Raw genomic sequence first — 24,651 nt, 5'->3', positions numbered from 1 at the left:
AACGAAGAGAAGGTGAAATCCCCATGACCACGGCAAACCAGGGCGACATCGTCGTCGGCGTGGACCATTCGGCGGTCAGCGTGGCCGCGCTGCGCTGGGCGGTTGCGGAAGCGGCAGTGAGCGGCCGGCCGGTCGTCGCGCTGCGCGCGTGGACGTTCGAGCCGGTCTACGACCTCGGCGCGGCGGTCGCCGGAACCCCGCAGACGGTCGCCGACCGGGAACGGCAGCAGCTCGACGAGATCGTCGGCGAGGTCCGCGCCGAGCACCCGGGCGTGACCGTCCGGACCGAGCTGGTCGAGCACTCGGCCACGGTGGCGCTGGAGGAGGCGTCGAAGACCGCGGCGATGCTCGTGCTCGGCAGTCACGGCCGCGGCCGGTTGCTGAAGCTGCTCGTCGGCTCGGTCGCTGAGCACTGCCTGCGCGAGGCGAACTGCCCCGTTGTGGTCATCCCCGCGCGGACGGTCCCCGAGCCGGAGAAAGAAGCCGAGCCCGTGGCGGAGCCGGCAGCCACGTACTACCCCGGACCGCTGCTGTGAAGGAGATCAAAATGCCCAGTCGCCGCAAGGTCGGGTCGGTCATGACGACCGAGGTCGCCACCGTCGGACCCGACACCCCGTTCAAGGCTGTCGCCGTCCTCCTGGCTTCGTGGAACATCAGCGGAGCGCCGGTGGTGGACGAGGACGACCGGGTCCTCGGCGTCGTCTCCCAGGGCGATCTGCTGGAGCACGAGGCTCCCCACGGCCTGCTGAAGCCCGGTTCGCGCCAAGCGAAACGGAAGGCCGGCGCCGCGTTCGTCGCCGACCTGATGACCAAGCCCGCGGTGACCGTCCGCGCGGACGACGACGTCACGGTGGCGGCGAAACTGCTGGAGGAGCACCACTTCCACCGCCTGCCCGTGGTGGACGACGCCGGCAAGCTCGTCGGTGTCGTCTCCCGCTCGGACCTGCTGCGGGTGTTCCTGCGCACCGACCGCGAGATCCGCGACGAGGTCCGTGACGAGGTGCTCCTGCGCGAGATGGCTCTGGACCCGTCGTCCTTGTACGTCGCGGTGCACAACGGCATCGTGACGCTCAACGGCACGGTCGAGCGGACGAGCATGATCCCGGTGATCACGGCGCTGGTCCGCCGGGTCGACGGGGTCGTCGAGGTGCGGCAGAGCCTGAAGGCCCACTTCGACGACCGAGGTGTGTCCCCGGTTCCGCCGGGCGAGGTCGGAATCCTGAGCTCGCACAGACCGCACAACTGAAAGAGCGGCGAAGGGGCCACCGTCCATACCGGACGGTGGCCCCTCTGTGTTCCCGGTGAAGCGATGACGACCGCTTCAGCCGAACTACCGCGGACGCCTTCGAACGGTGCCGAATACGAGCCCTACACCGATGATCGTGGTGAGGAAGGCGCTCAGTGCCAGCCAGGTCACCTCGACACCCGTCGTCGCCAGGCCGGCCGGTTGTGCCGCGACCGGCCGCGGCGCCACTGCGGCCGGGAACGTCGGCGCGGGCTGACCGCCGGGCTGCGGTGCGGGATCAGGATCGGCCTGGTTCGGTCCGGGAACGACGATGATGTGATGGTTGTAGGGAATGGTCTGGATGACCCCGTTCTCACCATCGCGTACCAGGAACTCCGGATCGGTGTACACCAGCCGCCAGGGGCCGACGATCCCGAATTCGTAGATGCCGGCCGGCACCTCGTAGAACGTGAAGTCGCCGCCGGTTCCGGACACCGCGCGAGCGACGACCGCCCCGGTGACCTGGTTCCGGAGGTAGACCTTCACCCCGGGCAAGGGGTCGCTCGAGGGGAACCCGAGAATGGGCTTGTACCGGAAGAGCCCGAGGTAGCCGACGACCTTCGGGGCCATGCCGCCGGGAACCCTGGCGGTCGCCCGGACGGCAGACGGTCCGTTGAGGTGCGGCGGTGCCCCGACCGAACACCACACGCGCAGGTTTCCTTCGGTGGCCGCCTCCTCCGTGATCCGGACCGTCATGTCGACGGTTCGCGTGGCACCGGAGGGCACGGCAACTCCCGGCCCGCTTGCGGCCAGCTTCCCGGTGTCCACCTGGCCGGCGGCAGTGGCCCAGCAGTCGGCGGTCAGGTTCGTCATCAGCGCCGTTCCCTTGTTGGTCAAGGTCATGGTCAGGTGCGCGACGTCGTTCACGCGGTACGACCCCCGCGTGAACTCTGCGGACGCAGACAGCCAGGTGGCGGCCGAGGGCACGCCGCGGATCAGGACGTCGGGGTCGTTCATCCCGGTCACTTCGACACTCGGTGCCGTCAGATGCCAATCGGTGCTGTCGAACCAGGTCCAGTAACCGCCTGCCGGCAGATCCAGGAAAACGAAGTGTCCTTCGGCGTCGGTGACCGCGGTGCGGACGACGTTCGGGTTCCCTCCCGAAGTACCGACCCGGATCCCGGAGAGGGCTTCGCCGGGATCCATCGTGCGATTCCCGTTGCGGTCGCCGTAGACGGTTCCACGGTAGCTACCGCGGACGTGGGTGACCGGGACGGAAGCCGTGACGGCGTTGTCCGTAGGGTTCGCGTCCGCCTGGTCGCCGAGCAGCCGGACCGTGACGGTGATGGTCAAGGGGCCGGAATCGGTCGTGACGTACCCGGTGGTGCGGCTTTCCACGGTCTGGCCCGGCTCGATCGGTGCTCCGGACGGCGACAGCGTCGCCCAGGACTCGCTCGACAGGTTACCGGTGGAGTTCACCCTGGCCTCACCCGCCGCGGCGGTACCCACATTGGTGACTGTGGCGTGCGCGGTGATCGGTTCTTGGGCGAGATAGGCGTCCTTGTCGAACCACACCGACAACCGCAAGTCCGCCATGTCGGGTGCGGGCGCGGCCGGCTGGGCTGCCGTGGCGGTCGGTGTGCTGGGTGTCGGCTTGGATGGAGACGGCTCGGCAGTCGCCGCTTCGGTCGTGGGCGTCGGGGAGGTCGCGGCCGGTCTGGATGGTGCGGGTGCCGTCGTCGTTGCGGGGGAAGTCGGCGTAGGCCCGGCGGCGGGTTCATCGGGGACGGCGGTCGCCGTGCTTTCCGGGGAGTCCTGCCGGGCCGGCTGCGTGTCGGCACCGAACGCGGGCCCCGCCGTCGCGGCGAGGCAGAGTGCGATCGCCGACAACACCGCTCCGGCAGACCTGGGTAACCGTGACATCGGTTTCCTCCTTGTCTTGTGGACTTCTCCTTCGTGTCACGTTGGCGAACGGTGGCGTCAGACGCACCGAAGGCGGCTTGGGTGCGTCTGACGCCACCCTGGGGCGCTCAGCTGCGGAACAGGGCGACCTTCAGTGCGTTGCTGTCCTGTGGGTGGGCGAAGACGTCGTAGGCCTCGTCCATCTCGTCGAGCCCGAACCGGTGGGTGATGAACCGGTTGGTGTCCAGCCGGCCCGCCGCGAGCATGCGCAGCAGCATCGGTGTGCTGGAGGTGTCGACCAGGCCCGTGGTGATCGTGACGTTCTTGATCCACAGTTCCTCGAGGTGCAGCGTCGCCGGGGCGCCGTGGACGCCGACGTTCGCCACGTGCCCGCCAGGACGGACCAGCTTCGTGCACAGTTCGAACGTTTCCGGGATGCCGACGGCCTCGATGGCGACGTCCGCGCCGAGCCCGCCGCTCGCTTCGGCCACCGCGGTGACCGCTTCGCCCGGCCGCACCAGCACGTCGGCGCCGAACGACTTCGCCGCGTCCAGCCGGGCCGGTTCCCGGTCGACGACGATGATCGTGCTGGGGGAGAACAGCTGGGCGTTGGCGACCGCGGCCAGGCCGATCGGCCCGGCTCCGACGATCACCACCGTGTCGCCCGGTTTGACGCCGCCGTTGCGCACGCCGACCTCGTAGGACGTCGGGACGATGTCGGCGAGCATCAGCGCGGACTCGTCGCTCACGCCGGAGGGCAGCACGTAGGTCGAGGTGTCGGCGAACGGGACGCGCGCGTACTCGGCTTGGACGCCGTCGGTCGTGTGGCCGAGGATCCAGCCCCCGCCGCCGAGGCACTGGCCGTAGGCCGCGGCCCGGCAGTACTCACAGCGCCCGCAGGCGGAGATGCAGGAAATCAGGACGTTGTCGCCGGCCTTGACACCTGTGACGGCTGAGCCGGTGTCGACGATGGTGCCGACCGCTTCGTGGCCCAGGATCCGGCCGCGCTCGACCTCGGGGACGTCGCCCTTGAGGATGTGCAGATCGGTGCCGCAGATGGTGACCGCGTCGATCCGCACGATCGCGTCGGTGGGTGCGGTCAATTCGGGGTCGGCGTGGTCGGTCCAGCTGCGCCGGCCGGGGCCGTCGTACACGAGTGCCTTCATTTCTTCTCCTTGTCCGGACAGCGGGAATGGGCGCCCGCCGGTCGGCGGGCGCCCATGGATGACATTCGATTCACCGCAGCCACTTGCGGTCGCCGACGAGGACGGCCCAGCGACGGCCGATACCCCACGTGTTCCCGGCCGCGGCGGCTGCCAGCACGATGAGGACCAGTGCGTAGATGATGTGGTAGTCGATGACGGGGTTGGTGGAGTGCGTCGCTTCGCCGGTGCTGGTGCTGAGGGCGAACGGCCATTCGGCGGCCCACATCAGGAGCATCATGAGGCTGCCGGCGATGGCGCTCAGGCGCAGGCCGATGCCCGCGATGACGGCGATGCCGACGGCGGCGAGGCCGAGCATGAACAGCCAGTTCGCCCACCAGGTGCCGGCCCAGGCGTGGAACATCGACTCGAACGGTCCGACGTGGACACCGCTGAGGAATCCCTTGGTCGGCGAGCCGCCGTTGATCCAGGCGCCCTTGGCCGGAGTTGCGTAGCCGAAGCCGAACAGCTTGTCCAGGAACGCCCACAGGAACACGAATCCCGTGGCGAACCGGAGAACAGCCAGGGACTTCCCGGCGATCGTCGGTTCGGCGACGAAGTCGGGGACTGTCGCCGGCTCGGTGGCCCGCTGGGTCGGGACGCGGTTCGACGTGGTCTTCTTTTCATCCGGTCGGATGGACATGGGAAACCTCCGTTCTTTCGTTGCTGCCATCAGCTTCTGCCGTCGCCGCGGCGCGGTCTGGAGTCGAAGGTCCCCGGCCGGGAGGCCCTTGGGCGCTCGTTCGCGGGGACCGCGGTGAATGGACCAAAGTCCTGCGGAACAAGGGCGGAAGCCCCGCGCCGGAGGCGGCTTCGGCCGGTTGACTTGCCGTGAGCAGTGACGCGAAAGGGGAAGCGGGATGACCGGATCGGCTTCAGCAATGGTGGTCGGCGTCGACGGCTCTGAGGGCGCGCTCATGGCGGTCCGCTGGGCGGCGCGCGTCGCGCGGGAACGAAACCTCGGTCTGCGCCTGGTCCATGCCCTGCCCGAGCTGCCCCCGCCCTACCCGCGGGGCGACCCGACGTTCGAGCAGATCCAGCAGGCGGTCGGTGCGCGGGGCGAGCGCATGCTCGCCGAGGCCCGTGCCGTCGCGTCCGGTACTGGTGTCGAGACCGTGGTGCGGTCGGAACGGCCCGCCGAGGCGTTGCTCGCCGAAGCGGAAGGCGCGACGATGATCGTGCTCGGGACGCCGGGCCTGCGCCCGCTCGGCCGGGTGCTGCTCGGGTCGGTCTCGGTGGCGCTGGCCGCCCACGCGCCGTGCCCGGTCGCACTGATCCGGGCACATACCGGGGAAGACGAGCCGCCGGCCGAAGGACCGGTCGTCGTGGGCGTCGACGGCACTTCAGCGAGCGAGGAGGCCATCGCGGTCGCGTTCCAGGAGGCGTCCTGGCGGCGTGCGCGGCTGATCGCGGTCCACTGCTGGCACGAAGCGTTCTTGGCCGCCATCTTCGAAGAAGGCCGGTGGACGATGGACAGCACGGCGATGGAGGAGCACGAACACGAACTGCTCGCCCAGCGGCTGGCCGGCTGGCAGGAGAAGTACCCGGACGTGGTCGTCGACCGCGTCGTGCGGGCCGGACGCCCGGCCGAGCAGCTGCTCGACCTCGCCGACCGGGCGCAACTGCTCGTGGTCGGCAGCCGCGGCCGGGGCGGGTTCAGCGGCCTGGCCTTGGGCTCGACGAGCCAGTCGCTGATGTCCTACGCGCTTTGCCCGGTCGTCGTCGCCCGCGGGACCCGCGCGCACGCGAAGTAGACCACCGGCCCGACGTAGTTCACGGCGATCACCAGGGTCCACAGCCACTTCGGCCCGCGGACGCGGTCGGCGGGCAGCCGGGCGAGGTCCCACCAGGCCGCTGCGGCGAGCAGGAGCTGCACGCTCGCCGCGGCGCCGATTCCCGTGCGCTGCCGCGCGGTCAGGTCACGCCACCGCTTGTGGTGTCCCATGTCGTGCTCCTCTCATCGGGCTTCCAGGCAACGGCATCGGAATCCCCGGCGCAAAGGGGCGAAAGGCCTCTCGGCCGGGGACCGTAGCCTGCCGCGCGAACCACCTGCCGGCTCCTACCGTGGCCGGAGAAGTGTTTCCGACGGAGGTGCAGTCATGCGTGGTCCGCTGGTGTCCGACCTGATGAGCCGGCCGGTCGTGTCGGCCGGTCCCGGGAGGTCGTTCAAGGAGCTGGTCGCCTTGCTGGCCGAGCACGCCATCGCGGCGATCCCGGTGGTGGACGAGCACCGGCGCCCGATCGGCGTCGTCGGTGAGGCAGATCTGCTGGCTCGCCACGGCCGGGACGCCCGGCGTGAGCGCGGGCTCGGGCGGCTGCGCGTGTGGACCAAGGCCCAAGGCCTGACCGCGCGCGAGCTGATGACCCGCCGCGTGCCCACCGTGGCGAAGGACGAACCCGTGGCAGGAGCGGCCCGGCGGTTGGTGGAGGCGAACCTGCGCTGCCTCTACGTCGTGAACGGCGCGGGTCATCTCGTGGGCGTTCTCGCGCGCCGAGACGTCCTGTGCGCCTTCCTGCGGCCGGACGAGGAGATCAAGGAAACCGTCGAGCGTGAAGTCCTGCAGCGGTCGATCTGGGCGGACCTTTCGGCGGCCGGGGTCCAGGTCGACGACGGTGTCGTGACACTCAGCGGCGTGATCGACCGGCGTAGCGAGGTGGAGCGCGCGGAATGGCTGACCGAGGCAGTGCCGGGCGTGATCGCGGTACGCAACCGCTTGAAGTACCTGCAGGACGACGGGGCGGCCACCCAGCCGCGCTGAGGACCCTCGACGAACGGAGCCGGCGATGAAGCGCATCGTGATCCTCGGCGGCGGCACCGGCGGAACCCTGGCGGCGAACCGTCTCCGCCGTGATTTCGGCGAAGGCGCGGAGATCACCGTCGTGGACCAGGACGACGACCACGTGTACCAGCCGGGGCTGCTGTTCGTGCCGTTCGGCATGGCCGACGCCGATGACCTCGTCCGGTCGCGCCCGCGCCAGCTGATCGACGGGGTCCGGTACCACCGTGGAGAAGTCGGGCGGGTCGACATCGACACCGACCGGGTGCACCTGGCGGATGGCACGACCCTCGATTACGACGTACTGGTGATCGCCACCGGCGCGCGGCTGCTGCCGGAGGAGACCGACGGGCTGACCGGCCCGGGCTGGCGTTCGCACGTCGACACCTTCTACGACCTCGACGGCGCCGTCGGTCTGGCGTCGGCCCTCGAAGCTTTCCACGGCGGCCGGCTTGTCGTGAACGTGGTCGGCCTTCCGGTCAAGAGCCCGCTCGCGCCGCTGGAGTTCTGCTTCCTCGCCGATTGGTACTTCACCGAGCGGGGCGTCCGCGACCAGGTCGAGCTGACCTACGTCACGTCTCTCGATGCCGCGTTCACCAAACCGGTCGCCGCGCGGACACTGGCCGGTCTGCTCGAAGCCAAGGGCGTGCGGCTGGTGACCGGGTTCAACACCGGCGAAGTCGACGGCACCCGGAACCGGCTCGTTTCCTACGACGGTCGTGAAGTCGCCTTCGACCAGGCGGTGGTCGTCCCACTACACGGTGGTGCGTCCTATGTGGACCGATCGCCGGGCCTCGGCGACGAGTTCGGCTTCGTCCGCGCCGATGAGCACACCCTGCGTTCCACGGTACGGGACAACGTTTTCGTTCTGGGGGACGCAGCCTCGCTGCCCACTGCCAAGGTGAGCTCCGCAACCCACTTCGCGGGCGCGGTGCTGGCCCGCAACGTCGGTCAGTTCCTCGACGGCCGCGAACTCGACGGAAGCTTCGACGGGCACGCGAACTGCTTCGTCGAAAGCGGGTTCGGCAAGGCGCTCCTTATCGACTTCAACTACGACACGGAGCCGCTGCCCGGCCACTACCCGGCGGACACGGGTTTGCCGTTGCTGAAGGAGTCGCGGCTCAACCACCTCGGCAGGCTGATGTTCCCGTGGATCTACTGGCACACCATGCTGCCCGGGCGGGACCTGCCCGGCCTGTCGAGTGCGATGCCACGCGCGGGCAAGCAGTTCCCGGTCCCGATCGACCGACAGCAGCTCCGCGGTGAGAACGATCTAACCCGCGGTTGACTTCTACGAGCGGGTCCTGGCCGACGACGCGGAGCTGGCCCCGTTCTTCACCGGGACGAGCATGCTCCGGCTGAAGGGGATGCAGGTCGAGTTCTTCGCGGCGGCCCTCGGCGGGCCTGACGAGTATCGCGGGCGGACCATGAAGGACGTCCACCGTGGCCGGGGCATTGCCCAGCACCACTTCGACCTCGTGGCGAAGTACCTCGCGGACTCCCTCCTGGCCGCCGGGGTGCCGGAGGAGACCACAGAGACGATCATCGGCGCCGTCGCGCCGTTGTCGGAGGACATCGTCACACCGGCATGAGGAACGGGCGCCCGCCGGGCCGGGTCACCGGCGGGCACCCGTGGCAGCGGCCGCTACAGCGATCGCCCGATCAGCTCCACGAGCTCGACCGTGCGGGTCGCGTAGCCCCACTCGTTGTCGTACCAGCCGAACACCTTCGCCAGGTGCGAGTCGGCCTTGGTCAGCTCCGCGTCGAACACGCACGACGCCGGGTCGCCGATGATGTCGCGGGACACGATGGGGGCTTCGGCGTAGCGCAGAATGCCTTTCAGGTCGCCGTCGGCCGCCTCGGCGAACGCCTGGTTCACCTGCTCCGCCGTCACTGGGCGCTCGAGCTCGACCGTCAGGTCGGTCAGCGAGCCGTCTTCGACCGGGACGCGCACGGCGACGCCGTCGAGCTTGCCGGCCAGTTCCGGCAGCACCAAGCCGATCGCCTTGGCCGCACCGGTGCTCGTGGGTACCACGTTGACCGCCGCCGAGCGGGCGCGGCGCGGGTCCTTGTGCGGCCGGTCCAGCAGGGCCTGGTCGCCGGTGTAGCTGTGGATCGTGGTGAGCAGGCCGCGCCGGATGCCGAACGCCGAGTGCAGCACCTTCACCATCGGCGCGACGCAGTTGGTCGTGCAGGAGGCGTTGGAGATGATGTGGTGGTTCGCGGGGTCGTAGTCGCCTTCGTTGACCCCGAGCACAATGGTCGCGTCGACGTCCTTGCCGGGCGCGGAGATCACGACCTTCTTCGCTCCGGCGGCCAGGTGCACGCCGGCGGCTTCGCGGGTGCGGAACTTGCCGGTCGATTCGACGACGACGTCCACGCCGTACTCGCCCCACGGCAGTTGCGCGGGGTCCGCGGTCGAGCTCACCTGGATGAGGTGGTCGCCGACGCGCAGCGCTTGGCCGTCGACGACCTCGACCGGCGTGCGCAGCCGCCCGTAGGTGGAGTCGTGCGCGAGCAGGTGCGCCAGCATCTCCGGGGACGTGATGTCGTTGACCGCGACCACTTCGATCGGGCTGTCCGGCGTTTCCAGCACACACCGGAGGATGTCCCGCCCGATCCTGCCGAAGCCGTTGATCCCGAGCGTTACCGTCATGGGTCTCTCCCTGTCATCGTTTGTTCCCTTCGATGGTCTGCACCGCGCGTCCTCGTGCGTAGGGCCCTTGGTCCTCGCAGGTCGGGCAGAACGGCAGCTTCGCCGGACGGCCGGAAGGCGTTGGCTGGCAATCGAAGGAGTCGGCACCGCGGGAGGAGCAGCGATGACGGAAGGAACCGCAACGGGCCGGATCGTGGCCGGCGTCGACGTTGAGCCGGCCGTGACCACCATCGCCGAACAGTCCGCAGCGGCTCCGGATGCCGCCGAACCGGCTGGGACGCCGCTGCTGCGCGTCCAGGGCGTCACCAAGAAGTTCGGGCCGGTGCAGGCGCTGGCCGGGGTCGACCTCGACATCCCGGCCGGCCAGGTGACCGCACTGGTCGGTGACAACGGCGCCGGCAAGTCCGTGCTGATCAAGTGCGTCGCCGGCATCCACGTGCCGGACGCCGGTGAGTTCACCTGGGAAGGGCGGTCCGTGCGCATCCGCAGTCCGCGGGACGCCGCCGCGCTCGGCATCGAGACCGTGTACCAGGACCTCGCACTCTGCGACAACCTCGACGTCGTGCAGAACATGTTCCTCGGCCGCGAAAAGCTGCGGCACGGGGTGCTCGACGAGGACCGGATGGAACTGGCGGCGAAGGAGACCTTGCACAGCCTCGGCGTCACCACGGTGACCTCGGTCCGGCAGCCGGTCGGATCGCTGTCCGGCGGTCAGCGCCAGGCGGTGGCGATCGCCAAAGCCGTGTTGTGGCACTCGAAACTCGTGATCATGGACGAGCCGACGGCGGCGCTCGGCGTGCAGCAGACGGAAGTGGTGCTGCAGCTGGTGGGAAGGCTGGCCGAGCGCGGCCTGGGTGTGGTCGTGGTGTCGCACAACATGAACGACGTCTTCGACGTGGCCGACCGGATCGCGGTTTTGTACCTGGGCCGGATGGCGGGCGTGTACGCCACCGGTGAGCTGACCAAGGAAACGGTCGTCGGCCTGATGACCGCGGGCCGCTCCGACCGCTGGAGCGGACGAGTGGAAGGAGTGGCCTCATGACTGTCTGGCTGATCATCGCCGCGGTCGTCATCGTCTTGCTGGCGCTGTCGATCCGGATCGTGAAGCAGTACGAGAGGGGGGTGCTGTTTCGGCTGGGCCGGGTGGTCGGGGTGCGCGAGCCGGGACTGCGGTTCATCATCCCGGTGATCGACGTGCTGCGCCGGGTGTCCCTGCGGATCGTCACGATGCCGATCCAGTCGCAGGGCATCATCACGCGCGACAACGTCAGCGTCGACGTCTCGGCGGTGGCGTACTTCCGGGTGGTGGACGCGACGAAGTCGGTGGTCGCGATCGAGAACGTCTACGCGGCGATCGACCAGATCGCGCAGACGACGCTGCGCAAGGTCGTCGGCCAGCACACCCTGGACGAGACGTTGGCGGAGACCGACAAGATCAACTCCGACATCCGGCAGATCCTCGACGTGACCACTACCGAGTGGGGCGTCGACGTGACCCTGGTGGAGCTGAAGGACATCCAGCTGCCGGAGTCGATGAAGCGGGCGATGGCCAAGCAGGCCGAGGCCGAGCGGGAGAAGCGAGCCAAAATCATCAACGCCGAGGGTGAAGCCCAGGCCGCGGCGGCGCTCGGTTCGGCGTCGGACACGATGATGGCGCACCCGCTGGCGCTGCAGCTGCGCAACCTGCAGACGCTGATGGAGATCGGCGTCGACCACAACAGCACGGTGGTGTTCCCGGCGCCGCTGATGAGCACGATCGGTGAGCTGGGCACGTTCCTGGCCCGCGAAGCGGCCGCTGCCGCTCCGGCGGCTGTGGTCCCCAACGGCGAAGCTGCGGTTCCGGCGCCTCGGTGAACCCGTTGCCGTGATGGCCGTTTCGAGTGACTCAGCGTCACTCGAAACGGCCATCACGAATACCGGAAGCCCGGCGGGTCACCATGACGGCCAAGACCACGAGCCAGGCGAAATAGGCGTAGGCGTTGATCCGCTCGAAGCCGCCGGCACACGGGGTGTCGTTCCGCTCGAGCCCCCGCATCGCGAGCGAGGACGCGATGCCGAAGCCGACGACCACGACCGTCGTCGCCAGCGCGTAACGGCGGAACCAGCCCGGGAAGGCGACGGCGGAGAAGATCATCATCGTCACCACGAGCAAGCTGAACACGCCCGACAAAGCGATGTGCATGGTGTCGTTGAACCCCGGCGCGCGGCCGCGGGAACTCATCGCCCAGAACGTGTGGGTCGCGATGCCCACGAGGACGAACTCCGCGATCTGCAGGGCGCCGATCCACCACACACTTCTGCTCCGGGACACCCGGAGGACGCCGATCCCGAACGCGAGCAACAGGACGTTGTGGATGGCGATGACCGTCACCATCAGCGGCCGGACGGGCGAGCCGAAGGCGCTCAGCTCGCTGATCGCCTGGTCCGTGTAGCTGTATCCGTCGTACAGCAGAGCCGAGAGCACGTCCCCGGCGATGTACACCGCAACCGCCGCGACAGCGACCGGAACCAGGAGCGGGCGCCGAGTCACCGGGCCAGCCAGCGAGTCGCGCCGCGCAAGCCGAGAGCCATGGTGTCCCAGCCGGCGCCCGCGTGCACCGGCAGCCCGGCGCGGAACCGCCCCGGGACATACGTACCGAGGGCCTTCTTGCCCAGCCGCCAAGCCGCCGAAGTACCGACTCGGTAAGCGTCGAGCGCCTCCGGATCGACGACGACCGGGCGGACCGGGTCGCCGGTGACCGACAGGGGGACCTGCGCGAAGGTTGCCTTGTCGAACATCTCCAACACGCACATGCTCACCGGCTCGAAGCCGGTTCCCGGCAGGTGCGCACCGACATCGGCGGCGATCTGGCCCGCGACGGCCTGCGCTTGCAGCAACGCGAGGAACGCCTGCTTCACCGGGAAGTCCCCGGCGTCGCCGGGGGCGTAGACGTCAGGACACCCGACCACCTCACGCGTGCTCGGCACGCACGTGAGGAAGCCACGGTCGTCGGCGGGCAGTCCCTCGAAACGCTGGGCCGCGACGTAGGGCGGGAACGCGACCAGGAGGTCGAACTCCTGCGTGGTGCCGTCGGTGTAGGCGACTTCGAGCTCCCTGACCTTGTCGGGGACCGCGCCGGTGCGGCCGTCGATGCCGCGCGTCGAGAACTCCGTGGCGACGACGTCGTGCAGCTTGGGACCGAATGCCTGGACGTAGTTCTGCTCGGACGTGGTGAACGCGAGCTGGACGTTGTCGCGGACGTCACGGCGACGCAGCCAGGTGTCGAGCATCAGGGCGATCTCGTACAGGGGGCCGGCACACTTGTTCCCCGGCGGCACGAGGAACAGCACTCGCTGCAGCCGGCCGTGGGCCGCGTGCTGGACCACCCACTGCAGCTGTTCGCCCAGCGCGTGCAGCCGGCCGGGGGACCAGACCGTGTGGGCGTGCTCGGCGAGCCCGGGCACCTCCTCCGGGCGCATCGCGGCGCCGGTGGCGATCACGAGTTTGTCGTAGGGGACCGGTCCGCGAGAGGTGCGGACGACGCCACGTTCGGTATCGATGCCTTCGGCGGTCGCGATGTGTGAGGCGATTTCCCTACGCCGCAACGCCGTTCCCAACGGCACGTGCAGCGGCGCCTCGGCCGCTCCGAAAGGCAGGTAGATGCTGTTGGGCCGGAACAGGAAGTCGTCCCGATCGGAGACCACGCTGAGCTGCACGCGGTCGGGGTTCGCCAGCGCGCGCAGGGAGAACGCGGTCTCCAGGCCGGCGAACCCGCTACCCAGCACGACGACGTGGGTGGGAGACATGAATTCCTCCGATGCTTCGGTGATTCGGCAGAGGTCTTGACCATGCCGAAGCAGGGATCGTCGAGGGCAGGGCACTCCGCCTTGCCCGAGGGTGACTTCCGGCCCTTTTCCCGATGGCAGCGGGGTTGCAGAGTGGTACGAGGGCGACAGGAGCGGGCGATGGCAGTGTGGAATACGCGGAAACTGATCGGGCCGCATCGGCGGATGCCGGCGCAGGACAGCTTGTGGCTGCATCTGGACCGGCCGGAGAACCTGATGATCGTCACGTCCGTGCTGTGGACCACGACACCGGTGGACGTGACCCGGCTGCGGTCGCTCGTGTCGGACCGGCTGCTCGCGCGGTACCCGGTGTACCTGCAGCGAGCCGTGCGGCACGGCGGCCCGGGACAACCGGTCACGTGGGAAACCGATCTCGGCTTCGACCTCGGGAAGCACGTGGTGGAGCAAGAGCTGCCCGCACCCGCGGACCAGGCGGCGCTCGAGGACTTCGTCGCTGCTCGGCGAAGCACCCCGCTCGACCTGAATCGTCCGCTGTGGACCATCGATCTGCTGCAGGGCTACCGCGGTGGCAGCGCGCTCGTCTGCCGCACGCACCACGCGATGGCCGACGGGATCCGGCTGACGCAGGTGCTGTTCAGCCTTCTGGACCCGGTGGACGGCGATGCCGCGGCCCCGCACGCGAAGGTCGGCGGTGCGGCACCACACCGGGAAGCCGTGGCACAGCCGGTGGCCCGGCTCGGTGCCGCCGCCCTGCGCGCGCTCGGCGACACGGGCGCGAAGGCCCAGCAGCAGGCGGCCCGCGTGCACCCCGTACTGGAAACCGCGGTGGCCCTGCCGATACTGGGAGCGACCGCGACAGTGGGCGCCACCAGCGCCGTCGCCGGGTTCCTCGCCTCGGCGCTGGTCGGCGGCCCACGCCGCGTGGTCGACACGGTCGCCGGCGCCACGACGACGGTCTGGCACAGCGCCACCGGCGCCGCGGACCTGCTCGGGCCGTCTACCGCGACCGGGCTGTGGGACGGCGAGCCGGGGGTCGAGAAGACCGCGGCGTGGGGCGAGCCGATCCCGCTGGCCGAGCTCGCCAGGATCGGCCACGAAACCGGGACGACGGTCAACGACGTCTGCACGGCGCTGGTCGCCGGCGCGCTCGACCGGTACTTCACCGCCCACGGCACCGCCCGTCCGGACCCGTCCGATCTGGGGTGGCTGATTCCGGTGAGCCTGTCGTCGTTCGACGACGAACTACCCGCGACGCTGGGCAACCACTTCTCGCTCGTGCTGGCCCAGTTGCCACTGGGGCGCCGGACGTTCGCCGAGCGCCTCGCCGAGGTGCACCGCCGGGTGGCCCGGATCCGGGACTCCTACGAACCGGTGCTCACGTTCGGGATGCAGTACGCGATCGCGCAGAGCCCGGCACCGCTGGGTTTGGCGCTGAGCCGGTTCTTCGCCGGCAAGGCGGTCGGGGTCTTGACGAACGTGCCCGGCCCGCGAGCGCCGATGACGCTGGCCGGTGCCGAGGTCGAGGGCGTCGTCGGCTGGGCGCCGTGCAGCGGGCGACAGGCGATCACGATCTGCATCTTCAGCTACGCCGGCCAGGTCCGGTTCGGCTTCGGCACGGATCGCAAGCTCATCCCGGATCCGGAGGCGCTGGTCGCCGGGCTGGCCGCGGAGTTCGCCGCGATCCGGTGATCACCGGACCGCGGCTCGCAGGGCTTGGACCTCCCGCTCGATCGCCTTGGCAAGCACACCTGTCTCCGGGACGGTGTCGGCGTCCGAGGTGATCCCGAACGTGATCCGGCCGGCGTAGCTGAGCATCGCGACCCCGGTCCGGACCCGCAGCGCGATCGGGACGTACGGGTAGATCTCGAGGATCCGGCGGCCGAGCGCGGACAGCGGTTCGACCGGACCGGGCACGTTGGTCGTCACCGTGACGATGTTGCGCTGCGGCAGGTGCGTGGCCGCCCGGATGGCCCAGGCGATCGGTGCGAACGGCTCGTGCGCGGCGGTCGAGGTCAGCAGCGCGCCGGCGTCGGCCTCTTTGCTCGCCTTCAGCGTGCTCAGGCGGTGGTGCACCCGGATCAGGCGCTGCACCGGGTCACTCAGATCGACCGGCAGCAACGGCAGCAGCAGGGAGACCTCGTTGTCGAGGGCGGTTCCGGTGCGCACGGACACCGGGACCAAGGTCCGCACGCTGTCCGCGGCCGGTGTTTCGCCGCGGTGGAGCAGGAGTTCCCGGAATCCGCCGGCGACGGCGGCCAGCAGGACATCGTTCACCGTGACTTCGTAGACTTTCGCCACGGCCTTGACATCGGCCAGGGCCACCGACGCGGTGGCGTACCGGCGGTCGCGGCCGAGCGGTCCGGTCAGCGGAGTCGGCGATGCGGGCAGCAGCGCGGAGGTCAGCGCGGCGAGGCCGCGGGCGGCATCGCTCACGCGGCGAGCCAGCCGGTTCGGGTGCAGCAGCTCACGGGCGATCAGACGCGTCTGATCCCACGGTGCGCGCATGATCGAACCCACCGAGTCCAGCAGCAGCTTGGCCGAGCCGGGATCGGGTGCTTCCTCGCATCGAGCGGGCGCGGGTGTGTCTCCGAAGAGGATCGTCTGCAGCCGGGTCGCGGCGAGCCCGTCGGCCAGCGCGTGGTGCACCTTGGCCAGGATCGCCCAGCGCCCGTCCGGCAGGCCCTCGATGACCCAGAACTCCCACAGCGGCCGGTCGCGTTCCAGCCGTTGGCCCATGAGCAGGGCGACCAGTTCGCACAGTGCCTGCTCGTCGTGCGGTTCGGGCAGCGCCATCCGGCCGAAGTGGGCCCCTGCGTCGAATGCGGGGTCGTCGACCCAGGCCGGCGGGCCGAGGTCGAACGGCACCGTGCGGACCTTTTGGTGGTATCGGGGGATGCCGGCCAGCCGGGCTCGCACGGCGGCGACGAACTCCTCCTGCTCCGGGGCGGGTCCTTCGGCGATCGCGATCGAGGCGATGGCAAGGGACGCACTGGGGTCTTCGTCCTCGATCTCGAGGAAGGCTGCGTCGAGCGGGCTCAGGCGGTCCATGACGTCCTCTCAATGGGTCACCCACCAAGGGCCGCGCCGGCCGCCGGGACGAGGCGGTCGGCGCGGGCACGTGGCGGTGTTTTACGTTCGGGCCAGGGCGTCACGGCGGCGTTCGTACTCCTCCTGGTCGATCTCGCCGCGGGCGAACCGCTCGTCGAGGATCCGCCGGGCGGTGTCGCCCGGCGTCGGCGGTTGCGGTGCCCTGCGGGCGAGGACGACGACGAGGGCGACAAGAGCGGCCAGCACGAGCGCCATCAGCACGAGCATGCCGATGCCCCCCCGCCCAGGCCATCGTGGTGGTGGGGTAGCGCCAGTACGGCATGACCGGCTCCTTTCCTAGTGGGCCTGGAAATGCTTCGGGGCCGCTTCGAGCGGCTGCAGCACGTCGGCGAGGTGACGGCGCGGGGTTGCGGGCAGCGGGTCGGCGTTGGCGGGGGCCCAGCCGACGCGCAGGATCATCTGCGGGTACGACCCGCCGGTGACCCGCTCGGTCACCGTCTCGCGGACGTCGGGCAGTTCCAGCGGCTCGGTGAGCGGGCACGAGGACAGGCCGAACGCGTTCGCCGTGAGCAGCACGGCGCTGGTCGCTTCGCCGGCGCGCAGCCGCGACATCCGGTCGTCGGAGGCGGTGCTCAGGACCAGCAGGACGGTCTCGTCGTCCTCGGCCTTGGCGTCGGGCGGCTGGGTCAGCAGCGGGTCGGCGAACGGGCGGGCGCGCAGCGCACCCGGGGTGTCGTCCGGTGCCGGGGTGTTGCGGGCCGGGACGCCGTCGGGAGAGACGTGACGGCCGCTCCAGGCCGCCAGCTCGGTGCGGTAGGCGGGATCGTCGCCGTGCCGTCGGGAAGCCTCTTCGATCGAGGTCGCGAGGTGGTATCGCGCGGAGTTCTCGACGACCTGGAGCACGGTGCCTTCCAGCGCCGCGGCCTTGGCCATGGCTTCGACGTGCCCGCGGGGCACCGTCCAGGAGCTGTGCCGGCGCCGGTCGGTGCGCCGCCGGGGGATCGCGGCCGCCATCGCGACTTCGTCCTGCGTCGGCTGGTGCTGCCCGAGGGTGATGGCGGCGAGGTGGTCGGGCTCGCCGGGGTTGGGCAGCCGGTGCACTTCGGCGGTCCAGCCGAGCGCGGCGAAGCCGATCCGCAGGTGGTGCAACGCGGCGCCACAGCTGAGGATCAGGTCACGGCCGTCCGGGTCGGTTTCGTGCAGGAGCCGGTCCGGGTCGGCGTAGAGGTGCAGCGAGCTGTGCCCGATCCGCCAGTACCACGGTTGGGAGTTGTGCACCGACGGCGCGCGGACGGCCATCGCCACCGCGGTCCTGACGGTGAACTCGTCCGGAAATGCTCGCTCCATCATCGGCCTTCCTCGTGGTCCGGGTGTTCGGTTGAGTCGAGCCTCGCATCGCCCAGCTCGTCGGCAGCAGGGCCGGAATGCCTCTGGATCGGGGACTTTCGGTGCCCCGGCGCCAGCCAGGCCAGGGCACGCGCGACCGATTCGGCCGGCGCGCCGGTGGTCGGGAGCGGGTGTGCCTCGGGCCAGGGGTCGGCGTCGGCGGTCATCCGGTGCGCGATGTCCGGGGTGGCGTCGGAGAGGGTGTCCGCTCGGCCGGTGATCCGGTGTGCTGCTGTCGCTTCCGGTGCCTGGCAGTGGACGGCGACCAGCAGACTGCTCGTCCGTCCGGCGGTCTCGGCGGCGAGCTCGCGGTGCCGGGCGGCGTTCCAAGACGCGTCCAGCACGACGGTCTCGCCCAAGGCGAGCAGGTGCTCGGCTCGGCGCACGAGTTCGGCGTAGGTCGCGTCGGTGTGGTGGTCGTCGTAGAGGCCTTGCCGGTAGCCCTCGGCGGGCCGCCTGACCGGGACGAGCCCGGCCAGTTCCTTCCGCAGCCGGTCCGACTGCAGCAGCGTCGCGCCGAGCCGGTCGGCCAGCCCGCCGGCGACCGTCGACTTGCCGGTGCCTGGTTCTCCGCCGACGAGGACCAGCCGCACCTGTCCCCGCCGGAGGTGCTCGAGGGTGAGTTCGGCGTATTCGCCCGCGAGCCCAGCCGCTTCGGTGTCGCCTTGGGCGTGGCGCAGGCAGGCGACCTTGACCCGGACGAACGCCCGGTAGGCCAGGTAGTGGTGTACCAGGGCCGGGGGAGCGGGGTCACCCGCGAACTCACGGTAGTCGGCGAGCAGCTGTTGGCCCAGCTCCGGCGCGCCGAGCCGTTCGAGGTCCATGGCGAGGAAGGCGACGTCGTCGAGGACGTCGACGTGCCGGAGGTGGTCGTCGAACTCGAGGCAGTCCAGCACGCGGGGACCGTCGTCGAGGCAGAAGACGTCGTCGGCGAGCAGGTCACCGTGGCCGTCGACGACGTGTCCCTCCGCGATCCTGCGCTCGAACAGCGCCTCGCGGCCGGCGAGGAAGTCCTCGGCCAGGGTTTCGATCTCGAGCGCCATGGCCGGGTCCAGCACTTCGCCGTGGAAGGGCCGCACCTGCTCGAAGCTCGCGCGCCACCGGCTCCGGACCGCGTCGCGGTTCTCGTCGGCGCTGACCCCGGGGCCGCGTTCGGCCCGAGCGTGGAAGGTGGCGAGCTGCCGCGCCAGCTGCCGGATCGTCACGTGCAGCGGCTCGTGCCCGCGAACCAGCGTCGACAGCCGGCGATCCTCGGGCATCCGGCGCATGACCACGAGGTGGTCGCACACCGCGCCGTCCGGGCCGGTGACGTCGGCGACGCCCAGGTAGACGTCGGGTGCCAGCCGCCGGTTCAGTTCCACCTCCCGGTGGCACACCCGCTCCCGCGTCTCGCGGGCGGTGAAGTCGAGGAAGCCGAGGTCGACCGGCTTCTTCAGCTTGTAGGCGAGGTCCCCGACGAGGAAGACCGCACCGATGTGGGTTTCGTGCACATCGGCCCAAGGCGCGTTCATGTCCCGAGGATCGCCGGTCGGCACGTGTCGCCGAAGGGCGTTAGGTCACCGGTCGGGAGCCGGAAGTCCCGGACCGGGGACGAAAGTCACCGCAAGCCGGGACCGCGGGCACCTGACTCGCCGCCGGCCTCCGCCGAGCATGGAGGCGGACGGAAGGAGCACGCCGTGGAGGAACCGGCGATCGAGGTCGAGGGCCTGCGGGTCCGGCGCGGCGGGCAGGACGTTCTGCGCGACATCGGGTGCACCGTCCGGCGCGGTACCGTGACCGGCCTGCTCGGACCCAACGGCTGCGGCAAGAGCACGCTCATGCGCTCGATCGTCGGCGTGCAGATCGTCGAGTCCGGCCGGGTGACCGTGCTCCGGCGCCCGGCCGGGAGCCCCGAGCTGCGCCGGCGGATCGGCTACGCGACCCAGGACCCGGCGATCTACGCGGACCTGACCGTGACCGAGGCGTTGCGCTACTTCGCCGCCGTGCTCGGCGCTCCGCCGTCCGATGTGGACCGGGTGATCACGCAGACCGGGCTGACCGCCTCGGCCAAGACCGTCATCGGCCGCCTCTCGGGCGGCCAGCGTGGCCGGGCCAACCTCGCCGTCGCTCTGCTCGGCACCCCCGAACTGCTGGTGCTCGACGAACCGACGGTCGGCTCCGACCCCGAACTGCGGGACGAGCTCTGGCAGCTGTTCCACCACCTCGCCGCGACCGGGGTGACGCTGCTGATCTCCAGCCACGTCATGGACGAGGCCGCCCGGTGCGACGAGCTCCTCTTGCTCCACCACGGGAAGCTGCTGGCCCAGGCGACGCCGGACGTGCTTCGCGAGCGCACTGGTGCGCCGGACCTCGAACAGGCGTTCCTGCGGTTGATCAAGGGCCGGGAAGGAGCGGCGCGATGAGCGCCTCGATCACGTTCGCCACGACCCGCCGCATCCTCACCCAGCTGCGGCACGACCCGCGCACGGTCGGCCTGATCATCGGCGTGCCCAGCCTGCTGATGATCCTGCTTCGGTACGTGCTGAACTCCGAACAGGGCTTCAGCGCGATCGCGCCCGCACTGCTGGGCATCTTCCCGTTCACGATCATGTTCCTGCTGACCTCGATCACCACGTTGCGCGAGCGCACGACGGGAACGCTCGAACGCCTGATGACGATGCCGATGGGCAAGCTCGACCTGCTCTCCGGCTACGCGCTGGCGTTCGGCCTGCTCGCGACCTTGCAGGTGCTGGTGGCCGCGGGGATCAGCCTGACCTGGCTCGGCCTCGACATCGCCGGCTCGGTCTGGATGCTCCTCCTGATCGTGGTGCTGGACGCGCTGCTGGGCACGGCACTCGGTCTCTTCGTCAGCGCGTTCGCGCGCACGGAGTTCCAGGCGATCCAGTTCCTGCCGGTGTTCGTGCTGCCCCAGTTCCTGCTGTGCGGCCTGTTCGTCCCGCGCGACGAGATGGGCTGGCTGCTGAGCGCCGTTTCGGACGTGCTGCCGCTGTCCTACGCGGTGGACGCGCTGACCCACGTGACCCGCTCCGCGGCGGTCGACGGCACCTTGGTCCGCAACGTCGCGATCGTCGCCGGCTGCGCGGTCGTGGCCCTGCTGCTCGGCGCGGCTACTTTGCGCCGCCGCACTCCGTGAGTTCTGCTGTGGGCCCTGCGACGTTCAGGTGACGAAAGTCCTTCCGCTGGGGGCCGAACGACGCCATCCCCACGCGGCGGCGGAGCCGTACCGTCGGAACGAGGGGGAATCCGGCCCGACGCGGCCGGAGAGGAGTCCCACGACGAGGGAAGGTGATTCCCCTGCTGACCGGTATCGACCGTGACCACGGGCTGCGGTGCGGGCTGACCGGCTACCTGGCCGCGGTGAGCGCGGCAGTCGGTGTCGGCGAGGAGTCCTGCACCGTGGACCTCGGCACCCCCGTGTCGGGCTACGTCGCGCTGGACGTGCGGCTGCGCAGCCACCCGGGCCGGGACATGGCTCTGCTGTGGGACGAGCGCCACGGGTGGGCGTTCGCCATGGAGACTCACTCCGGCGAGGACCTGCTGGTGCTCGCCTACCTCGGCGGTGAGCTCGTGCCGGCGCCGTCCCGCGTCCGCCGCTTCGTGGCCGGTATCCACGCCACCGGCGGGCCCGTCTCCGCGCCGGTTCCGGTGGATCTGCGCGGAGACCCGGGCGAACTGGCGGCCCGTCTGCTGCGCTACCGCCGCGACGAGTGGTCCGAGTCCTTTCTGAGCCGGACCGGGTGACCCGGCATGTCCACCGCAGAGGGAAGGCCCTGGACGACGGCCGAGACCGAAGTACTGCTCCGGTCGATGATGCGCGCGCCGTCGGTGCACAACACCCAGCCGTGGCTGCTGGAGGTCGAGCCGGACGAGCTGCGGGTCCGCGAACGCGCCGAACCGGCCCTCCCGCACCACGACCCGCACGGCCGTGACCGCGCCGCGTCGTGTGGCGCGGCGGTGGCCAATCTCGAACTCGCAGTCCGGACCCTCGGCCGGGCCGCGGAGACCGCGTTCCTGCCCGACGCACGCCAGCCGGATCTGGTGGCGCGGATCGCCGTCGGCGCCGAGGTTGCACCCACCCCCGAAGAACTCCGCCGCTACGGGGCGATCGCTCGCCGGGCGAGCCACCGGGCGCCGTTCAACGGCGTGGCCGTGCCGGCACCAGTGGTACACAAGCTCGCCGACGCGGGTGGGGCGCCGGGCGTCGAAGTACGTCCCGTCCGGCCCGGCAGTGAGGTCGCCGTCGTCGCCCGGCTGCTGCACTTCGCCGCGGAGCACTTCCGGACCGACCGCGGCTACCAGCGCGAGCTGTCCCTCTGGACGATCCGGGACGAAGACGCCCACCGGCACGGCGTGGGTATCCCCGCCAGCCGGGTGCCGTCGGGTTCGGTGCCGTGGGCCGGGCTGGTCCGGCGCGCCACGGAGGTCCCGGACACGCCGGAACTCGAGCGTCGCCTCGCCGGGGAGACCTTGCTGGTTTTCGTCACGGCGGATGACGCCCCGCTCGACCACGTCCGCGCCGGGTACGCGCTGGAACGAGCCTGGCTCGCCGCGGTCGACCTCGGCCTGGCGGCGGGGGTGCTGACGCAGCCGCTGCACCTGGAGCCGGTGCGTTCTGCGCTGTGCGAGGACCTCGAGCTCCCGGGCTTCCCGCAGGCGCTCCTGCGCATCGGGTACGCCGCGGAGGCCGACCCGCCTTCGCCGCGGCGGGGGGAGCAAGAGGTCCTGCGCGGCGGACCGGGACCGGCTGTCCGCCCACCGGGACGATGACCCGCGCATCGCGGCCGGTCGTCGAACGCGCAAGTTCCGCCGATCGGGCTTTCCTCGCCATGGAAACGCCTGACGTGCCGGTGCAGTTCGGCGTGCTCCTGCCGCTCGGCCAGGCCGGGGGACTCGACCTGGCGCGGGTCCGGCGGCTGATCGCCGAGCGGATTCCGGCCGTCCCGCGCCTGCGTCGCCGGTTGGTCCGGCCGCCGCGGGGGTGCGGCGGCCCGATCTGGGTCGACGACGTCGCCTTCGACATCCGCCGCCACGTCCGGCCCGCGGTGTGTGCACCGCCGGGGGACCGGCAGGCTGTCCTGGACACCGCGCTGTCGCTGGTCTCCACTCCGCTGCCGCGTGATGCCCCGTTGTGGTCCGTGGTCTTCGTGACCGGGTTGGCCGAGGGGGAAGCCGCGCTGGTGGTCGTGCTCGACCACGTGCTCGCGGACGGCGTCGGCGGTCTCGCCGTCCTGGCCCACTTGGTGGACGAGGGCGTCGTGGGGGCCAGTGAGCCCTTCCCACGTACGCCACCCGGAACGGGACCTCTGCTGCGGGACGCCTTGGCGGCCAGGCTGCGTGCGGTACGCCGGGCCGGACCGGCCTTGCGGGCACTGCGGGCGTCCACCTCTGCCGGCGGAGGTCTGCACCCGCCGCGAGCGGCCCCGTGCTCGCTCGTTGCGCCGACCGGGCCCAGCCGGCGGGTCGCGGTGGTCAGCGCCGATCTCGAGCCGCTGCGGGCGGCCGCCCACCGGCACGGGGCTTCGGTGAACGATGCCGTCCTGGTCGTGGTGGCCGGTGCCCTGCGCCGGTTGCTCTTGGCTCGCGGAGAGGACGTCGGCACCTTCGTGATCACTGTCCCGGTGTCCGGCAGGGCCGCGGAAGATGGCCCGGCGCTGGGCAACATGGTCAGCCCGGCGCTGGTCAGCGTCCCGGCCACCGGCGACCTGTCCGGGCGGCTCAAGAGCGTCGCGGCGCAGGTCCGTGCCGCCAAGGCGACCGCGACCGGGCCAGCGCCGATCGCCCTGCTGGGCCCGTTGTTCCGGCCGCTGGCCGCGCTCGGCGGCTACCGCTGGTACCTGAACCACCAGCACCGGATGCACACGCTCGTCAGCCACGTGCGGGGTCCCGCCGAGCCGGTCACCTTCGGCGGTGCGCCGGTCCGGGCGGCCATCCCGCTCAGCGTGGGCGAAACCGGGAACCTGACCGTCGTCTTCGAAGTGCTCTCCTACGCGGGCAGCCTGACGATCTCGGTGCTCGCCGACCACGGCCGGTGCCCGGATCTCGAGGTGCTCGCCGACGGCCTGAGCGCCGAGCTGGACCTGGTGTGTGGCGAAGCGGGGTGAACGGCGGCCTTTCGGCTCTGCACTCGTGGACTCAGGACCCTGCCCCCTCGCGGGGTCACGGGTCGATGCTCGAGGCAGGAACGGAGGTCACCATGACAACCAGCGTGAAGACCCGCCCACCCGTCCGGTCCCGGCGCGCCGGTTACCTCCTGGGGGCGGTGCTGAACGGCGTTCTGCTGGTCCTTGTCAACGGCCGGCCGGGCTGGGAAGCCGTGCCGTTCCTGACCCCGGCGTTCTCCTCGGTGGTGGGACTGGTCGATCTTGTCCTGGTGGCCGGCCTGGTCACGGCGTTCGTTCAGGTCTGGTACGACCCCGGATGGCTTGTCGCACTCAACGGCGTCGTGACGGCCTGCGCCGGTCTGGCCGCCCTGGTCCGGCTCTGGCAGGTCTTCCCGTTCGACTTCGCGGGGGCGTCGTTCGACTGGGCGCTGGTGGCCCGGGTCGTGCTGGTCGTCGGGCTCGCCGGGACCTCGATCGGGCTCCTGGTCCAGCTGCTGACCCTGGCGCGGTCCGCCGTGCGGCGGCAGTGAGGGCAGGCACCGCAGATGGTCTCGTTCCCCGTGGAGAA

Annotated in this window: 25 protein-coding genes and 1 pseudogene; 15 read left to right on the top strand and 11 right to left on the bottom strand. The window is 70.7% G+C overall.

Annotation, left to right across the window (positions count from 1 at the left end):
* Window positions 1-23 precede the first annotated feature (23 nt).
* Entirely contained in the window at window positions 24-536 is a 513-nt protein-coding gene (locus I4Q55_RS45345; protein ID WP_206797054.1) for a universal stress protein, read from the top strand.
* A gap of 11 nt (window positions 537-547) precedes the next feature.
* Window positions 548-1,246: a CBS domain-containing protein gene (locus I4Q55_RS45340; protein ID WP_242547900.1), complete on the top strand. Its 699-nt coding sequence runs from the start codon at window positions 548-550 to the stop codon at window positions 1,244-1,246.
* Window positions 1,247-1,330: 84 nt separating this feature from the next.
* On the opposite strand, the gene I4Q55_RS45335 is transcribed toward I4Q55_RS45340, so the two are convergent.
* From I4Q55_RS45335 to I4Q55_RS45325, 3 genes are all read right to left on the bottom strand, one after another.
* Window positions 1,331-2,821: a CARDB domain-containing protein gene (locus I4Q55_RS45335; protein ID WP_206797052.1), complete on the bottom strand. Its 1,491-nt coding sequence runs from the start codon at window positions 2,819-2,821 to the stop codon at window positions 1,331-1,333.
* A 434-nt stretch (window positions 2,822-3,255) separates the two neighbouring features.
* Window positions 3,256-4,293 (bottom strand): zinc-dependent alcohol dehydrogenase family protein, encoded by a 1,038-nt coding sequence (locus I4Q55_RS45330; protein ID WP_206797051.1) that lies wholly within the window; start codon window positions 4,291-4,293, stop codon window positions 3,256-3,258.
* A 70-nt stretch (window positions 4,294-4,363) separates the two neighbouring features.
* Window positions 4,364-4,972: a DoxX family membrane protein gene (locus I4Q55_RS45325; RefSeq protein WP_206797050.1), complete on the bottom strand. Its 609-nt coding sequence runs from the start codon at window positions 4,970-4,972 to the stop codon at window positions 4,364-4,366.
* A 217-nt stretch (window positions 4,973-5,189) separates the two neighbouring features.
* On the opposite strand from I4Q55_RS45325, the gene I4Q55_RS45320 reads away from it, so the two are divergent.
* Window positions 5,190-6,083 carry a universal stress protein gene (locus I4Q55_RS45320; protein ID WP_206797049.1) on the top strand — a complete coding sequence of 298 codons (894 nt, stop codon included), beginning with the start codon at window positions 5,190-5,192 and terminating at the stop codon, window positions 6,081-6,083.
* Here the strand turns inward: I4Q55_RS45320 and I4Q55_RS45315 are convergent.
* Entirely contained in the window at window positions 6,029-6,274 is a 246-nt protein-coding gene (locus I4Q55_RS45315; protein WP_206797048.1) for a PLDc N-terminal domain-containing protein, read from the bottom strand. The genes I4Q55_RS45320 and I4Q55_RS45315 overlap by 55 nt on opposite strands.
* A 154-nt stretch (window positions 6,275-6,428) precedes the next feature.
* Here I4Q55_RS45315 and I4Q55_RS45310 point away from each other — a divergent pair, with 154 nt between their 5' ends.
* The 3 genes and pseudogenes from I4Q55_RS45310 to I4Q55_RS45300 all read left to right on the top strand — a co-directional run.
* Window positions 6,429-7,088, top strand: a complete 660-nt coding sequence (locus I4Q55_RS45310; RefSeq protein ID WP_206797046.1) for a CBS domain-containing protein — start codon at window positions 6,429-6,431, stop codon at window positions 7,086-7,088.
* A gap of 25 nt (window positions 7,089-7,113) precedes the next feature.
* Window positions 7,114-8,394, top strand: a complete 1,281-nt coding sequence (locus I4Q55_RS45305; protein WP_206797044.1) for an NAD(P)/FAD-dependent oxidoreductase — start codon at window positions 7,114-7,116, stop codon at window positions 8,392-8,394.
* 10 nt (window positions 8,395-8,404) lie between these two features.
* Window positions 8,405-8,698 (top strand): annotated as a pseudogene (locus I4Q55_RS45300) (group 1 truncated hemoglobin); the annotation flags it as partial.
* Window positions 8,699-8,751: 53 nt separating this feature from the next.
* On the opposite strand, the gene gap reads toward I4Q55_RS45300, so the two are convergent.
* Window positions 8,752-9,762 carry a type I glyceraldehyde-3-phosphate dehydrogenase gene (gene gap / locus I4Q55_RS45295; protein WP_206797042.1) on the bottom strand — a complete coding sequence of 337 codons (1,011 nt, stop codon included), beginning with the start codon at window positions 9,760-9,762 and terminating at the stop codon, window positions 8,752-8,754.
* Between the two features lie 163 nt (window positions 9,763-9,925).
* Between gap and I4Q55_RS45290 the strand changes: the two genes are divergently transcribed.
* Both I4Q55_RS45290 and I4Q55_RS45285 read left to right on the top strand, forming a co-directional pair.
* Window positions 9,926-10,804: an ATP-binding cassette domain-containing protein gene (locus tag I4Q55_RS45290; RefSeq protein WP_206797040.1), complete on the top strand. Its 879-nt coding sequence runs from the start codon at window positions 9,926-9,928 to the stop codon at window positions 10,802-10,804.
* Window positions 10,801-11,616: a slipin family protein gene (locus I4Q55_RS45285; RefSeq protein WP_206797038.1), complete on the top strand. Its 816-nt coding sequence runs from the start codon at window positions 10,801-10,803 to the stop codon at window positions 11,614-11,616. The genes I4Q55_RS45290 and I4Q55_RS45285 overlap by 4 nt, the downstream gene beginning before the upstream one ends.
* A 37-nt stretch (window positions 11,617-11,653) precedes the next feature.
* Here the strand turns inward: I4Q55_RS45285 and I4Q55_RS45280 are convergent, their stop codons facing one another.
* Together I4Q55_RS45280 and I4Q55_RS45275 are read right to left on the bottom strand one after the other, a co-directional pair.
* Window positions 11,654-12,292, bottom strand: a complete 639-nt coding sequence (locus I4Q55_RS45280; RefSeq protein ID WP_206797037.1) for a DUF998 domain-containing protein — start codon at window positions 12,290-12,292, stop codon at window positions 11,654-11,656.
* A complete protein-coding gene (locus I4Q55_RS45275; RefSeq protein WP_206797035.1) occupies window positions 12,289-13,548 on the bottom strand; it encodes an NAD(P)/FAD-dependent oxidoreductase in 1,260 nt (419 codons plus the stop codon). The genes I4Q55_RS45280 and I4Q55_RS45275 overlap by 4 nt, the downstream gene beginning before the upstream one ends.
* A gap of 159 nt (window positions 13,549-13,707) precedes the next feature.
* Between I4Q55_RS45275 and I4Q55_RS45270 the strand changes: the two genes are divergently transcribed.
* Complete coding sequence (locus tag I4Q55_RS45270) at window positions 13,708-15,237, top strand: WS/DGAT domain-containing protein (protein WP_206797034.1); 1,530 nt, start codon at window positions 13,708-13,710, stop codon at window positions 15,235-15,237.
* Here I4Q55_RS45270 and I4Q55_RS45265 read toward each other — a convergent pair whose 3' ends face one another.
* The 4 genes from I4Q55_RS45265 to I4Q55_RS45250 all read right to left on the bottom strand — a co-directional run bounded on the left by I4Q55_RS45265 (window position 15,238) and on the right by I4Q55_RS45250 (window position 19,493).
* Window positions 15,238-16,596, bottom strand: a complete 1,359-nt coding sequence (locus I4Q55_RS45265; protein ID WP_206797033.1) for a wax ester/triacylglycerol synthase family O-acyltransferase — start codon at window positions 16,594-16,596, stop codon at window positions 15,238-15,240.
* Window positions 16,597-16,677: 81 nt separating this feature from the next.
* On the bottom strand, window positions 16,678-16,863 hold the full coding sequence (locus I4Q55_RS45260) for an SHOCT domain-containing protein (RefSeq protein ID WP_206797032.1): 186 nt from the start codon (window positions 16,861-16,863) through the stop codon (window positions 16,678-16,680).
* Window positions 16,864-16,932: 69 nt separating this feature from the next.
* Complete coding sequence (locus tag I4Q55_RS45255) at window positions 16,933-17,943, bottom strand: NAD(P)H nitroreductase (protein WP_206797086.1); 1,011 nt, start codon at window positions 17,941-17,943, stop codon at window positions 16,933-16,935.
* The gene (locus I4Q55_RS45250) at window positions 17,943-19,493 is read right to left on the bottom strand and encodes an AAA family ATPase (RefSeq protein ID WP_206797031.1); all 1,551 of its coding nucleotides are present in this window, start codon (window positions 19,491-19,493) and stop codon (window positions 17,943-17,945) included. Before I4Q55_RS45250 ends, I4Q55_RS45255 begins: the two co-directional genes overlap by 1 nt.
* Window positions 19,494-19,658: 165 nt before the next feature.
* Here I4Q55_RS45250 and I4Q55_RS45245 point away from each other — a divergent pair, with 165 nt between their 5' ends.
* The 6 genes from I4Q55_RS45245 (at window position 19,659) to I4Q55_RS45220 (ending at window position 24,613) form a co-directional block, all read left to right on the top strand.
* On the top strand, window positions 19,659-20,384 hold the full coding sequence (locus I4Q55_RS45245; RefSeq protein WP_206797030.1) for an ABC transporter ATP-binding protein: 726 nt from the start codon (window positions 19,659-19,661) through the stop codon (window positions 20,382-20,384).
* Window positions 20,381-21,115, top strand: a complete 735-nt coding sequence (locus I4Q55_RS45240; protein WP_206797029.1) for an ABC transporter permease — start codon at window positions 20,381-20,383, stop codon at window positions 21,113-21,115. Before I4Q55_RS45245 ends, I4Q55_RS45240 begins: the two co-directional genes overlap by 4 nt.
* 152 nt (window positions 21,116-21,267) lie before the next feature.
* The gene (locus I4Q55_RS45235) at window positions 21,268-21,723 is read left to right on the top strand and encodes a DUF6292 family protein (protein WP_206797027.1); all 456 of its coding nucleotides are present in this window, start codon (window positions 21,268-21,270) and stop codon (window positions 21,721-21,723) included.
* 6 nt (window positions 21,724-21,729) lie between these two features.
* Window positions 21,730-22,749, top strand: a complete 1,020-nt coding sequence (locus I4Q55_RS45230; protein WP_206797025.1) for a nitroreductase family protein — start codon at window positions 21,730-21,732, stop codon at window positions 22,747-22,749.
* A complete protein-coding gene (locus I4Q55_RS45225; RefSeq protein WP_277992113.1) occupies window positions 22,746-24,083 on the top strand; it encodes a wax ester/triacylglycerol synthase domain-containing protein in 1,338 nt (445 codons plus the stop codon). The genes I4Q55_RS45230 and I4Q55_RS45225 overlap by 4 nt, the downstream gene beginning before the upstream one ends.
* Window positions 24,084-24,175: 92 nt before the next feature.
* Window positions 24,176-24,613 (top strand): hypothetical protein, encoded by a 438-nt coding sequence (locus I4Q55_RS45220; protein ID WP_206797022.1) that lies wholly within the window; start codon window positions 24,176-24,178, stop codon window positions 24,611-24,613.
* The last annotated feature ends 38 nt before the right edge of the window (window positions 24,614-24,651 follow it).

The organism is Amycolatopsis sp. MtRt-6 (assembly GCF_017308975.1).
Taxonomy (GTDB): Bacteria; Actinomycetota; Actinomycetes; order Mycobacteriales; family Pseudonocardiaceae; genus Amycolatopsis.
The sequence above is the reverse complement of the archived record's forward strand: the minus strand, read 5'-3'. Positions and strand labels throughout refer to the sequence as shown.